The organism is Paenibacillus sp. BGI2013 (assembly GCF_002843485.1).
Taxonomy (GTDB): Bacteria; Bacillota; Bacilli; order Paenibacillales; family Paenibacillaceae; genus Paenibacillus; species Paenibacillus amylolyticus.
Map to the genome: position 1 here is coordinate 308,611 of NZ_PJFA01000001.1, position 14,113 is coordinate 322,723.

11 protein-coding genes and 1 tRNA gene are annotated in these 14,113 nt (G+C 48.3%); 10 read left to right on the top strand and 2 right to left on the bottom strand.

The features are described 5' to 3' along the window. Positions 1-35 precede the first annotated feature (35 nt). The 8 genes from CXK86_RS01390 to CXK86_RS01425 all read left to right on the top strand — a co-directional run bounded on the left by CXK86_RS01390 (position 36) and on the right by CXK86_RS01425 (position 8,841). On the top strand, positions 36-1,217 hold the full coding sequence (locus tag CXK86_RS01390; RefSeq protein WP_101313350.1) for a methyl-accepting chemotaxis protein: 1,182 nt from the start codon (positions 36-38) through the stop codon (positions 1,215-1,217). A gap of 229 nt (positions 1,218-1,446) precedes the next feature. After that, on the top strand, positions 1,447-2,202 hold the full coding sequence (gene pstB / locus CXK86_RS01395) for a phosphate ABC transporter ATP-binding protein PstB (protein WP_036609821.1): 756 nt from the start codon (positions 1,447-1,449) through the stop codon (positions 2,200-2,202). 63 nt (positions 2,203-2,265) lie between these two features. Further along, positions 2,266-2,925, top strand: coding sequence for a phosphate signaling complex protein PhoU (gene phoU, locus CXK86_RS01400; RefSeq protein ID WP_101313351.1), 660 nt, complete (start codon positions 2,266-2,268; stop codon positions 2,923-2,925). Between the two features lie 233 nt (positions 2,926-3,158). Beyond that, the gene (gene polA, locus CXK86_RS01405; protein ID WP_101313352.1) at positions 3,159-5,813 is read left to right on the top strand and encodes a DNA polymerase I; all 2,655 of its coding nucleotides are present in this window, start codon (positions 3,159-3,161) and stop codon (positions 5,811-5,813) included. A 118-nt stretch (positions 5,814-5,931) separates the two neighbouring features. Further along, positions 5,932-6,759, top strand: coding sequence for a DNA-formamidopyrimidine glycosylase (mutM, locus tag CXK86_RS01410; RefSeq protein ID WP_036669994.1), 828 nt, complete (start codon positions 5,932-5,934; stop codon positions 6,757-6,759). A 142-nt stretch (positions 6,760-6,901) separates the two neighbouring features. Then, positions 6,902-7,675 (top strand): manganese efflux pump, encoded by a 774-nt coding sequence (locus CXK86_RS01415; RefSeq protein ID WP_036670002.1) that lies wholly within the window; start codon positions 6,902-6,904, stop codon positions 7,673-7,675. A gap of 9 nt (positions 7,676-7,684) precedes the next feature. After that, positions 7,685-8,281, top strand: a complete 597-nt coding sequence (coaE, locus tag CXK86_RS01420) for a dephospho-CoA kinase (RefSeq protein WP_101313353.1) — start codon at positions 7,685-7,687, stop codon at positions 8,279-8,281. Beyond that, positions 8,278-8,841 (top strand): lytic transglycosylase domain-containing protein, encoded by a 564-nt coding sequence (locus CXK86_RS01425; RefSeq protein WP_062833563.1) that lies wholly within the window; start codon positions 8,278-8,280, stop codon positions 8,839-8,841. The genes coaE and CXK86_RS01425 overlap by 4 nt, the downstream gene beginning before the upstream one ends. An 82-nt stretch (positions 8,842-8,923) precedes the next feature. On the opposite strand, the gene CXK86_RS01430 is transcribed toward CXK86_RS01425, so the two are convergent. Then, on the bottom strand, positions 8,924-9,145 hold the full coding sequence (locus CXK86_RS01430) for an alpha/beta-type small acid-soluble spore protein (RefSeq protein WP_017689472.1): 222 nt from the start codon (positions 9,143-9,145) through the stop codon (positions 8,924-8,926). 116 nt (positions 9,146-9,261) lie between these two features. On the opposite strand from CXK86_RS01430, the gene nrdR reads away from it, so the two are divergent. Both nrdR and CXK86_RS01440 read left to right on the top strand, forming a co-directional pair. Continuing rightward, positions 9,262-9,729 carry a transcriptional regulator NrdR gene (gene nrdR / locus CXK86_RS01435; protein ID WP_026081166.1) on the top strand — a complete coding sequence of 156 codons (468 nt, stop codon included), beginning with the start codon at positions 9,262-9,264 and terminating at the stop codon, positions 9,727-9,729. A gap of 185 nt (positions 9,730-9,914) precedes the next feature. Next, a tRNA-Ala gene (locus CXK86_RS01440) sits at positions 9,915-9,987 on the top strand. Between the two features lie 236 nt (positions 9,988-10,223). Here CXK86_RS01440 and CXK86_RS01445 read toward each other — a convergent pair. Beyond that, a complete protein-coding gene (locus CXK86_RS01445; RefSeq protein WP_101313354.1) occupies positions 10,224-13,853 on the bottom strand; it encodes an S-layer homology domain-containing protein in 3,630 nt (1,209 codons plus the stop codon). Positions 13,854-14,113: the final 260 nt, after the last annotated feature.

The window sequence follows — 14,113 nt, forward strand, 5'->3', positions numbered from 1 at the left end:
AGACGGAGGTATTACGTAAAGGAGATTGCGCATTTATGCCCATGTTGCTCGAAGTGAAACCTGACCAGCCTCATGTTGTTTTACATAATGAAGAATTAACGACACCCATAATGGAGCAAACTGAAGTAGCACTAGTTGCTGAAGAATCTGTGATCCATTTGCAGGACTATTATCGTCAGGTACCTGTCGCGGGAGTCCATACCACCTGTGGAGAAGCTGCCACGATGATGAATCAGGATCAGGAACACCCATGTATCGTATTGTGTGATGAGCAGATGGAACCCACTGGATTGTTAATGCGAGAGACGTTATATCGGATGTTAAATGGCCGTTTTGCGGCAGATCTATTCTACCGTAAGCCGGTCATACAAGTAGTGAATACATCTCCCGTTATTGCAGATATTCATATGGAAGCCGCAACGATTATTGATATCGCACTTGGACGGAATGAACAGCATTTCTACGATTGTCTGCTGGTTACGGAACAAGGCAGACTGCTTGGTGTGCTGACGATGCGAGACGTAATGTCCCTCTCTCGCAGACTGCAACAGGCTGTTACGGAAGAGCGTATACGTACAGTAACCGAGAGCAGACAGGAGATATCCAGAATCAACGATGCGGTCACCAAGCTGGTGAATGCTGCGAATCAGACCGTTCATGAGGCCCGTGAGATCATGGCATTGTCCAAACAGGGCGAAGAGAGTTTGAAGCACGTTGATGCTTCCTATAACCGGGTACATCAGCATATGGAAAGTCAAGGTCAACATGCGGATCACATGCTGAATTCGATCAAAACAGGCTCAGGCATGGCACAATCCATTCGCTCCCTGGCAGATCAAAGTGGTCTCCTCGCCCTGAATGCTTCCATTGAAGCAGCTCATGCCGGTGAATATGGACGAGGTTTTCAGATTGTTGCAGGCGAGATTCGAGCGCTCGCAAAACAGACCCGTGAGGTTGCGGGGAACATGTCTTCATTGCTAGAGAATATTGGTGGATTGACCCTTCAGACTGTTGAACTGGTTAAGGCAAGCGGAGCGGAGATTGACGACAGTTCGGTGCATGTCACCGCAGGGGGAGCAACGTTCCGACAACTGAACAGTGCGGTGAGAGATTTGTCTCGTATAGCAGAGGAGATCGCCATGGAAGGCGGGAAAGCTGGAGAAGTTGCAGAGCACATTCGTACGAAGCTGGATGAGATGGTTTCGAATGGAGAGTAAACTATAAGGTAGTCAATAAAGCAGGCATCAGCAATCAGATTGATCCATCAAGCAGATCATGAAGGTTAAGGATGTCTTTTTTACATTCCGTTAACATGAAAGTGATACTGTTTTTACAATGAAAGGGTAGGATATTAAAGATGGCCGAGCAGCGATGAAAGATTATCAGTATCGGTCTCAACGTAAAGGGAGTTTCCGTGTCCCTGCAGCGAAGGAGAAGTGAACATCCATGAAGGACCTCATTCACATTGAAAATCTTAATTTATATTATGATACGCATCACGCGCTTAAAAATATATCGATGGATCTGCCGGAAAAAACCGTTACTGCGTTCATCGGGCCGTCAGGTTGTGGTAAATCGACATTGCTTCGCACGTTAAACCGGATGAATGACATGATTCCGGGTGTTCGTGTGGAAGGACAGGTTATGCTGAATGGCTCTGACATTTACAGTAATGAGATTGAAGTGGAGACACTGCGCAAACGAGTTGGCATGGTGTTCCAACAACCGAATCCTTTTCCAAAATCCATATACGATAACGTGGCTTATGGACCGCGCTTGCACGGGGTAACCCAAAAGGCTGAACTGGATCAGTTGGTGGAACAAAGTCTTGTCCATGCTGCATTGTGGGATGAAGTGAAGGATGTATTGAAAAAGTCGGCACTTAGTTTGTCCGGCGGACAACAACAGCGTCTCTGTATTGCACGGGCGCTGGCTGTACAGCCTGACGTTCTGCTGATGGATGAAGCAACGTCTGCACTCGACCCAATCTCCACATTGAAGATTGAGGAACTGGTGAAGGAATTGCATCACAAGTACACGATCGTTATGGTTACCCACAATATGCACCAAGCGGCACGGGTATCTGGACGCACGGTATTTTTCCTGAATGGTGAAGTGGTGGAGGCAGCTGATACGGAGACGTTATTCTCCACACCGCAAGATTCCCGGACCGAGGATTATATATCTGGAAGGTTCGGTTAAGCGAGCTGAATTGGAATGATCCCGGCATACCCGGAGATGATGGATAAGGAGGACATGAAATCTATGATTCGCAGAAAAGAATTTGATCAGGAGCTTGAAGAGCTGCGTACCTTGCTCAAACAAATGGGTGAACATGTAGGAGCAGCATTGGATGGTGCTATTGAGAGTTTACAAACGATGAACGCGGAGAAAGCTCAGGTCATCATCAAGAATGATGCGAATCTGAATGCCCTTGAAGACAAAATTATGGAACTTGGCTCCAAACTGATCATCACACAACAGCCGGTGGCGAAGGATCTTAGACGTATTATTGTGGCATTCAAAATCTCCAGTGATCTGGAGCGTATGGGAGATCTTGCACTCGACGTGGCGAAGGTGACACTCCGGATGGATGGACAGAAGCTGATTAAACCTCTGGTGGATATCCCGCAAATGGCAGAAATCGTGAAATCCATGGTCGATGAATCCATCGAATCTTTCCTGAAAGAAAACACAGACCTGGCCTATAAAATGGCTCAAACGGACGATCAGGTGGACCAACTGTATAGCCACATGATCAGTGATCTTTACACTTTAATGACTGAGCACCCGAATCAGGCTTCACAGGCTATGCTGCTGATGATGGTTGGACGTTACATTGAACGGATTGGCGATCATGCAACCAACATTGGTGAGAGCACGGTATACCTGGTGACAGGTAAACGTCCAGATCTGAATCAATAGAAGAGTATTGATTTGGAATTGGGGAATCGGTACTGATTAAGTAATGCAATCATATGAATGGAAAAGGACTTTCTCTCAGGTAGGCTGTGTACAGCTGTCTGTGGAGAAGGTTCTTTTTTGCGATTAAATGTGAAGTGAAAGAGGCTATTCTTTTTGATGTGACAGGTGGGTATGGTATCATGAGAGTAGATGTAATTTGAAGAGGTTGACCATATAATACGCGAGGTGCTGGAATGGACAAGTTTATTCTCATAGATGGAAATAGCATTATTTACAGGGCGTTTTTTGCAATGCCGCCTCTGACCAACTCGAAAGGTCTGCATACCAATGCGGTATATGGCTTCACTACGATGCTGCTGAGATTGCTTGAAGAGCATAAGCCTACACATGTCATGGTTGCATTTGATGCAGGCAAAATCACGTTCCGCCACGAAGGGTACCAGGAATACAAGGGTGGACGGGAGAAAACACCACCAGAGTTGTCAGAGCAATTCCCTTTGCTCAAAGAACTGCTGAAAGGACTTGGCATTGCTCAGTTTGAGCTAGCTGGATTTGAAGCGGATGACATCATCGGAACGTTAACCAAACGCGCAGATGAAGCGGGTAGACAGGTGCTTGTTGTATCGGGTGACAAAGATATGCTGCAGCTTGCTTCCGAACATGTACATATCGGGCTGACGCGTAAAGGGGTAACCGATATTGAGCTGTATGATCCTGCTCAGATTAAGGAGCGTTATGGTCTGACGCCGCTGCAAATCATTGATCTCAAGGGTCTGATGGGCGATGCGTCCGATAACATTCCAGGCATTCCCGGGGTTGGAGAGAAAACAGCGTTGAAGCTGCTGCACCAGTTCGGATCGGTAGAGGATGTACTGAACGGCACAAGTGAGCTGAAAGGCAAGATGAAAGAAAAGATCGAGGCCCATGCCGAAGATGCCCGGATGAGCAAACAACTCGCGACGATTCACCGGGAAGTTCCGCTGGAGCAGACGTGGGAGGATATGCAATTCGCTGGATTAAAAGAAGAAAATGCGGGCCCTGCATTGGCCAAGCTGGAATTCAAATCCTTGCTCGAACGCCTGTCGTTCAGTGGCAGCATCGGTTCTGAACAGGAAGCGGTCCCTGCTGCCGAAGTTGAATCCTCCATTGCAACAGAGGACAACATCAGTGAGCTGTTCAGTTCACTGAATTCCATTGATGTCCTCCACGTGGAGACACATGGGGATAACCCGCACCAAGCGAAATTGATTGGACTTGCTGTAGGTTCCGCTGGAACATATACGTTCATATCTCCCGAATTGCTTCATTCCGAAGCTGCGGCTCCAGTGCGGGCATGGCTTGGTAATTCAGACCAGCCAAAGCGCGGTTATGATCTTCATCGTGTGGACCTGGCCCTGCATGCGCATGGCATTGAATTCGCTGGTGCGTCATTTGATGTACAACTAGCTGCGTATTTGCTTGATCCAACGGAATCCAACCAGACGATTAGTGGACTCACGACCAAGTATGGTCTGCCTTCACTTGTGGAGGATGACACGGTTATGGGCAAAGGGGCCAAGTACAAGGTACCGGAAGTAGAAATACTGGGGGATTTCCTATGTCGGAAGGCTGCTGCAGTAGCAGCCATTATTCCACTTCAGGAGCAGGTGTTGGAAACCGATGAGATGAATTCACTGTTCCATGAACTGGAAATGCCGTTGTCACGTATATTGGCGGACATGGAGAAACAGGGCATCAAGGCCAATACAGCCGATCTACAGGCTTTGGGCAGTGAGTTTGAAGAACAGATCAGCAGGTTGATGGCTGAGATTTACAAGCTGTCAGGAACGGAATTTAATCTGAATTCACCAAAGCAACTGGGTGAGATTTTATTTGATAGACTGGGCTTGCCAGTGGTGAAGAAAACAAAAACGGGTTATTCCACAGATGCGGAAGTATTGGAGAAATTGGCTCCTTATAATGATGTGGTCAAGCATATTTTACAATATCGTCAGCTTGCCAAGCTGCAATCCACTTATGTGGAAGGATTGCTCAAAGAGATATCCAATCGGGATGGCAAGGTGCATACGTATTATCGTCAGACCATTGCTGCAACGGGACGACTTAGCAGTCAATTCCCGAACTTGCAGAACATTCCGATTCGGATGGAAGAAGGTCGCAAAATCCGGAAGGTATTTGTTCCTTCCGAACCTGGATGGTCCATTTTGGCAGCAGACTATTCCCAGATTGAACTGCGTGTACTAGCCCACATTTCGGACGATGAGCGCTTGAAGGAAGCATTTGTCAATGATATGGATATTCATACAAAGACCGCTTCGGATGTATTCGGCGTGAAGCCTGAGGATGTGGATGGGGATATGCGTCGTTCCGCCAAGGCAGTTAACTTTGGTATCGTGTATGGAATAAGTGATTATGGCTTATCACAAAACCTGCATATTACACGTAAAGAGGCCGCGCAGTTTATAGATCAGTATTTTGAAGTATTCCAGGGTGTGCGCCGATATATGGATGATATTGTGAAGGAAGCTCGCCAGGATGGTTACGTCAAAACGTTGTTGGAACGTCGTCGCTACCTGCCAGAGATTAATGCCAGTAACTTCAACCTGCGTTCTTTCGCAGAGCGTACGGCGATGAATACACCGATTCAGGGAACAGCGGCAGATATCATCAAGCTGGCCATGGTACAGATGGATGAAGCGCTACGGGAACGCAAGTTGAAGAGCCGTATGTTGCTTCAGGTGCACGATGAACTTGTATTCGAAGTGCCTGCGGATGAATTGGAATTGATGAAGGAATTAGTGCCTTCTGTCATGGAAAAAGCATTGGAACTGTCGGTTCCGCTGAAAGCAGAAGTCAGCTTTGGTGATAACTGGTACGAAGCGAAATAAATCAAGTGCTGCGCGGTTTTTCCGGTATTTTACAATAGGCCCTTCCATGTCCGAGATATAAGAAAAGGGTCCCGCTGAGCGCCATCTTCCGTTATAATATAGGGGAGGTGAGAACATCATGCCGGAATTACCGGAAGTCGAAACAGTCAGAAGAACATTGAATCAACTTATTGTGGGCAAAACGATTGATCATGTTACCGTTAGCTTGCCGCGGATTATTCAGCGGCCGGACGACATAGATGCATTTGCAATGGAACTCGCGGGACATACCGTCATTGGGGTGGAGCGCCGCGGCAAGTTTTTGCGTATTTTGCTGGACGGGCTGGTGCTTGTCTCCCATCTGCGGATGGAAGGAAGGTACGGAGTGTACGAGCAGCATGAAGATGTGGAAAAGCATACACATGTGATCTTCCATTTTAATGATGGTACGGAATTGCGTTATAAGGATGTGCGTCAGTTCGGTACGATGCATCTGTTTAATGCAGGTGAGGAACTGGTGTCCAAACCTTTGCTGAAGCTGGGACTGGAGCCGCTTGATCCAGCCTTTACGGTAACTGCATTCCGCGAGGCGGTTGGCAAGCGTACAACCAAAATCAAGGCTGTACTTTTAAATCAGGCATATGTGGTTGGTATCGGGAATATTTATGTGGACGAGGCTCTATTTCGCGCAGGTATCCATCCCGAGACCATCGCCAAGACACTGACCGAAGCTCAGTTAACGGTGCTCCATGAAGCGATTGTAGCTACGTTGCAAGATGCAGTGAATGCAGGGGGATCTTCCATCAAGTCCTATGTGAATGGACAGGGTGAGATGGGGATGTTCCAGCATCAACTGAAAATCTATGGACGCAAATCAGAACCTTGTACAACTTGTGGTACGTTAATTGAAAAAACGGTGGTTGGTGGCCGTGGCACGCATTTTTGTCCGAACTGTCAGCTGCTGTAACATGAACTGAATGAACGAAATGATGAAATCATAGCACCCTTGGATTCCTCCCTCCATATACTGATATGGCAGAAATAAGCGGGCGTATACCCATACTGGCATCTTCAGTTGGCACGAGTACCGCACAGAGGAGGAGTCCGGGGTGCTGCATCATTTTATTTCATTGCTGGCGCTTGCTTTGGCGCTTAGTTTAGATGGTTTTGGAGTCGGGATTACATATGGGTTACGGAGGACTAAGATTCCCCTGTTATCTATCGCTGTTATTTCGATCTGTTCGGGATTGGTTATTGCCTTGTCGATGCAAGTAGGTGTGTTGTTGTCCCATGTGGTGTCACCGGATATCGCTTCGATCGTGGGAGCCGTTATATTGATAGGTATTGGTGCATGGTCACTGTTGCAACTAATTCGAAAGCAAGGCAAAGAACAGCTGGAAACAGACACTGGAATGGGTGAGGCAGCAGAAGCAAAGGTAACTGGAGTGGGAGAAGCACAAGAGAGACTGTCGGATTCAAAGGGCAGGAATCAGGTGCTCGCACTGGATCTGGAGCAGTCGGCTTCAAATGGATCACTGGAACGAATGGTATTTACACTGGAGCTGCGCAAGCTGGGCGTTGTCATTCAGATCCTTCGTAGTCCCTCCAAGGCGGATATGGATAACTCGGGAAGTATATCTGCTCAAGAAGCGATGTGGCTGGGTATTGCCCTGTCTCTGGATGCGTTTGGAGCAGGTTTGGGAGCGGCACTTCTGGGATTCCCTACACTATGGACAGCACTCATTATTGCACTGTTTAGTGGGGCGTTTCTGTCACTCGGCATGAAGGTTGGCCTACGATTCTCAGCTCTGCGCTGGATGCGAAGACTGTCTGTATTGCCAGCGCTATTGTTAATGATTATGGGAATAATGAAGTTGTTATGAGGTGAAACGATGAATATAGGCTTAACCGGCGGGATCGCGACAGGCAAAAGCAGTGTTTCCGCCTATCTCGCCAGTAAGGGAGCGTTGCTCATCGATGCAGACGTTATTGCCCGGGAAGTTATGATGCCCGGGCATCCCGTGTTGGCCGCCGCTGTTAAGCGGTTTGGACAAGCCATACTGAACGAAGATGGAACACTGGATCGGAAAAAGCTTGGGAGTATTGTTTTTCAACAACCAGAGGAACGAAAGGCATTGGAGGCTATCACACATCCGGCGATCCGAAAAGAGATGCGCGAACGGGCTGCTGCATATGCGTTGCAACATCCGGATAAACTTGTGGTATCTGATATTCCTTTGCTCTACGAATCAGGTCTGGAGGACGGTTTCGAGGAAGTCATGGTTGTATATGTCCCGAGATCGGTGCAACGAGATCGCTTGATGAGTCGGGATGGAATGACTGCAGCGCAGGCTGAGGCTCGAATGGATGTACAGATGGATATTGAGCGCAAAAAACAGCTGGCTGACATTGTCATCGATAACAGCGGCTTATGGCCTGCGACGGAACAGCAAATTGACTCATATCTACAGCGTAAGGGTTTGTTATGAAGATATTGCGTAAGAAACGTGTACTGCTGTTGATGTTTGTGTCTTTTGTACTGGTGTTATTTCTGAATACAAACTGGATGGCATGGTTCTATCCCATACATTATAAGGAAGAGATCCGTGCCCAATCTCAGAGTTATGAGGTTGATCCGTTTCTGATTGCTTCCATTATCAAGGTGGAGACCAATTTTAAGACAAGCAAGGAATCCAAACGAGGTGCCATTGGGCTCATGCAACTGATGCCTGACACGGCGAATTGGATACTGGAACAAGCCAAAATTCCCGACACTTCGCTGGAGGAATTGAAGCACGAGCCTGAACGAAATATTCAGTTAGGCACATGGTATCTGCGGAATCTGTCCGATCAATTTGATGGCAATGAAGCAGTTATGATCGCTGCCTATAATGCGGGTCCAGGCAAAGTAAACAGTTGGCTTAGAGATGGTGTATGGGATGGCTCGTTCGATACAGTGAAAGATATTCCGTTTGGTGAGACGCGTCACTATGTACAAAGAGTCATTTACTATTATAATCAGTATGTAAAGATCTATAATACGTTCTAAGTATATAAGTAGAAGCACAGAGCAGGCCGGTTATTCACCGGCCGCTCCATGCTCCTCTGTGTAGCGTATTACGATGCAGATATTATTGGTATTGACCTGCCAATTGCTGTTCTGCAATTGTTACCAGACGCTTCGTGATGTATCCACCGATCGAACCGTTCTCGTAAGAAGTCATGTTACCTTGGTATCCGTCTTGTGGGATGCTGATTCCGAGTTCTTGAGCAACTTCATATTTCATTTGCTCGAGTGCTGCGGAAGCTTTAGTTACCACCAAGTTGTTGGAGTTACCATTGCTTTGTGCCATTGCTGTTCACCTCCTCGCGGGTTGGTAAAAGTATTATGTGTCGGCAATGCGTTTTTCATTACAAAATCAGTACAGGGAATATGTGGTAAAAAGTAAAACGTGGGAAGTGATCTGTTTTGAAGTGTCCTTATTGCGGTTATATGGGTACCAAAGTGCTTGATTCGCGTCCGGCCAACGAAGCAAAATCCATTCGTCGTCGCCGTGAGTGTGAGCAGTGTGCCCGAAGATTTACAACGTTTGAGATGATTGAGGAGACTCCACTGATCGTCATTAAGAAAGATGGCAGTCGTGAAGAGTTCAGCCGGGACAAAATTCTCCGTGGGCTTATTCGTGCCTGTGAGAAACGTCCAGTCTCCGTAGAGACCCTGGAGATGATGGTATCTGAAGTGGAGAAATCTCTGCGTAATACAGCTGATGCTGAAGTGGAGAGTCGCCAGATTGGTGAGTTATTGATGGAACAGTTGTTTCCAGTTGATGAAGTGGCGTATGTCCGTTTTGCGTCGGTATACCGCCAGTTCAAAGATATCAATATGTTCATGAAAGAACTGAAATCCCTGTTGTCCAAAGACAATCTGGAGGATTAGTGAAGTTGGTAAAGGGAGAAGAGCAGTCTGGAGTTCCAGTCCGTGTGTACCAGAGAAATCGGTTGTTCTTCTCCAATCACTTTGGATCTTGAGAAAGTGATTGACAGCGAAAGCTGGATTTTATATGATATAGGAGTCGCCTGTGGAACGTAGCAGTGTTGGACAAGTTATCTATTTCATATCCTGGGGCCTTAGCTCAGCTGGGAGAGCGCATCGCTGGCAGCGATGAGGTCAGGGGTTCGATCCCCCTAGGCTCCATAATCAAGAATGCCATCACATTATTGCGATGGCGTTTTTTTTGTGGTGAAATAAATCAGAACATGCATAATTAATTAGAATTTTTTGGACTTGGGGACGAATATTCTAGATGCAAAAATAGAGGGTTTAAAGTCCTGACTGTGGAGTTGTCAAAAAAAGTACAGTTTGAAAACAAGGAGACCCTTCCGGCTGGATATTGTCCAACCGGAAGGGTCTGCATTTATCTGTATACGCTTTCAGTTAGCCAGATATTCGACGAATCTTACAAAGATCGTGGCTACTTCGGCGCGGGTGGCGGTGGCTTTGGGAGCAAAGAAGTTGTCCGGCTTGCCTACTACAATGCCGATGTCCCGCAGTGCCTGAACGGCCTCCAATGCCCAGGAGCTGATCTCACTCTCGTCCGTGAAGGACTTAGCCTGGCTTTCAGGGAGCTCATAGCCTTTGTACTTCATGTAGTTGTACAGTATCACCAGCATCTGCTCGCGCGTCATTGGTGAATTGGGGTCAAACAGGTCTGCGTTTGTACCGTGGACTATGCCTTTTTCGGCTGCCCACTCGGCTGCCGCGGTGTACCATTGTCCGTCCGTCACGTCGTTAAAGCGGGAACTCGTGTAGCTGGAGAGGTTTACGTTCTCAAGATTGGCCAGTACCTGCACGAACATTGCTCGCGTCATTGCGTTGCCCGGTGAGAACGTCGTGGACGTCGTACCGTTGAAAAGATCGTATGTGTAGGCGAAATTTATATCGTTGTAAAACCAGTCGTCCATGTTGGCATCCCTGAAAGGATTGCCCGATATCACGAGGAAGCCCAGTGGGGTGACGTCATCAAACGCCAGCTCCGTACCCTCACGGATGTTCAACGACATGCCGTTATCTAAGCTAACTTTTGCGCCGCTCGGTCCTACCACAACCGCTCCGCCGCTCCGTATCTTCGATCCGCCGTGAATATCCACACGGTTGCCGTTGGGCAGGGTCACATGCGCGTCTTTGCCGCCTACTGTAACCGTACCGTCGCTCGCTATCGTCGATCCTCCCGAAATGGTCACTGTGCTGTTGTCGCCGGGTAGTATCACTTCGGCGCTCTTGTCTGCCGGAATGGTTAACTTACCGTTTGAGTCTATCGATGTGCCTTCGGGTACCTTAATCTTCGTCCCGCCTTTGGTCGCAATCTCGCCGCCACCGGGAAGGGTGGTGTTGCCGTTTTTGTCTGTGATCGCGGGTTTATCCTTCGGTGTATTCACTGTGTAGGTCGACTTCAACGTTCCAGCGTCTGTCCCGGTGCCCGTATTGTCGGTGTTGCCCGTATTACCGATGTTGCCGGTATTTCCGGTATTTCCGGTGTTTCCCGTATTGCCGCCAGAATCAGGCACAGTGGGAGTCGTCGTCTTCATCGGCGTCGTCGTAGCACTGATCTCCGCGCCGTCGCCCTTTGCATTCACCGCGATGATGGTGAAGTTGTAGCCTTGGCCATTTGTCAGGTTCTTGAAGGTATATTTGGTCTCCGTCGCATCCAGTGTGATCGGCGTCCCGTTGCCATACCATACCTTGTAGCCCAAGATCGCACTGCCACCGTCGTCAGCAGGGGCGGACCAGTTCAATGTGACCTGTCCGTCACCGGCTGTCGCCTTGAAGCCGCTCGGAGCACCTGGCACGACCGGTTTTCTCTGCGCGAACATCCAATCAAAGACGTCTGTGTAGTCATTGTTCCAAGCCGGCAAGTTAGAGGACTGCGCCGTGGGAGCTATGCTCCAATTCCCCATAGTTATCTGGTTGTAAAGAACCGCCGCTTCAACTTCGTGGGCTATGTAATCAGCCAGAACAGGTGTGTTGGCCGGATTAGGCCTCAGATTTGGCTGATCAAATTGATTGTAGGGCCACGTAAGGACCTCATTACTCTCAAAGCGCGAAGCCCTCGCGTTGATCATTTTTGGCATATTGTTATTGATGAAGTTATTGAGGTTAGTCTGGTAGCCTCCAACATTATGAGCATTTAAAAACATCCAATAGGCCAGATTGTTGTGAGCGTCGTTGTCCTTAGCATTCGGTGAACCGCTTACCGGGGCCATAGGTGCGGCGGCGGCGAAGAAGCCAGGATGGCTGTTAACTAAGTTGTTTGTATACTGGCCGCCCCATGAGAAGCCCGCCGCGTAAACACGATTAGGGTCTACTTCGCCGCTGGCAATCAGGGCGTCTATGACCTTCTTAACATTCTCTGTTGAGGGAACAGATACGCCATTATAGGAAATATTCAGTACATGGCTGGCGTACTTGTCAGGATTTTTCTCCATTTTTTTCATTAGAGCGACCGAGCCGTTGGCGGATTTCATGGCCGCTTTTTGGTCTGTCGCAGCGTTTGTGCCGCCGCGTGACATGCCGTGGGTATAAACATACAGCGGCAATCCTTTGATCACTTTACCGTCTTCATCCTTGTGAAGGTAGAGCGAGCGATTGACCGAATTGTCCGTGAATGTTGTAAACTTGTCAAGGATCGGATTCACAACTATTTCCTGTTCAAAAACCACGTTGCGAAGTGGACTCCCTTCTGTCAGTACGATCTCTCCGTTTGGGACGATGTTGTAAACCTGCTTTGTCGAGTTACTGCTGCCATCCAGCGTTGTTTTGCCGCCGCTCGCTGAATAAAACTCAGACTCAACTACGATGTAACGGCCGCTTGCCAGTCCGTCCTGATAATCTGGTGAATTGCTTACCGGCCCCAGATAGCCGCGTACCTTCGGTTCGTCATTAGCGTATACCCTTGTGATCTTGCGCGTTCCTTCAAAGGTCACCGCTTCGCCGTTCAGGGTTGTGTTTCTGGCTGACAAGGTAAACAAGCCCGAATTAAGCTCGGAGCCTAACGCTGCCTTCCCCTCGCCTAAGTCGATGATGACAGCCGTTGTGTACTCGCCACTGGCGAAGTTGTCATTCCATACGATAAAGGGAAGTATCCCCGCGTCCGGATCGTTTTTGAATGTTACGTGAATTGTATGGTCAGCCTCAATATTCGAAAAGGTATAAGTGCCAGCAGATAGAGTCACGGTCTCGCCGTCTACCGTTACGGTATCCACCATTTTGCCGGAATCGGGGGTAAACGTAAATTCTTTGTTAGAGTCCCGATCTACTCTCAGAACATCGCCGGGTGGGTTCGGCGTTATTCGGCCGCCCGGTCCCGCAGTGGCGGTGATTGAGAATCTGGTGTCCACTTCATTGGCTAAAGAGAGCTGCAGGCTGTCTGTAAAAGAAGCAGCGCTGGTGTAAGCCGCGTCCGGATCTCCGAAACTGGAAACGACTTCATAGCGGTCACCGCCCTTTTCCGTTGAGTTATTAATATAAACCTCAAAGGTAAGCTTGCCCTCCTCCAAGGTCAAGGTTCTTTTGGGTATTCTCATCTCCACGATATATCCTGTTTCCGTGATCTGGGTCCATGCAGCTCTGCCCGGAGCGGCCTGCCCTGAGAACACACCCGACGCGCTGACGCGCCATTGGTTTGAGCCTCCGGTTCCGGTGCCGACATAAAACTCCAGGCTGTCGTACTGGTGATCTCCGCCAGCTCCCTGATATAGATTACTGTCATTCACAACTACTCGGGAATACAGGTAGTCATGGTCCCAAAGGATTTTGGCTGTGCCCGTGGCATGGGGTCTGGGATCGGCGGGCACAGTGCTTTTGTTGATGTGATGCTCCATGGTCTGGCCCCAGAGTGGGTCGTTTGACCCGAGTTCGGGAGTTCCAAAAATGGCGGTGGGTGTTTCATTCGCTTCTGCGTTCTCGATGTTGTCAGTGGCGGCGGCATAGCTGGTAGGCATTAGCGACGCCACCATTACCAAGCAACAGAGGAACGCGAGCATTCTGCTAAATCGTTTTGGCATAAATGAAAATCCTCCTTATTTTTCGATGCGGTGCACCCATGGCTTACCGCATCGTATTCGGACACGTTGTCCATATGACAAGCGCCCAACTATATATATTATGTTTATCAGGCGTTCAATCCTTTAATTTAAACATAGCGTATATATAGAATGAAAACGATTACTTCGAAGTATAGAGATAGTGTTGAAGTTTGCTTGAATTGCAATAAAAAAATCCACCTTATTAACAAGATACTACATTGAATTGGAAGTGTTGAAGA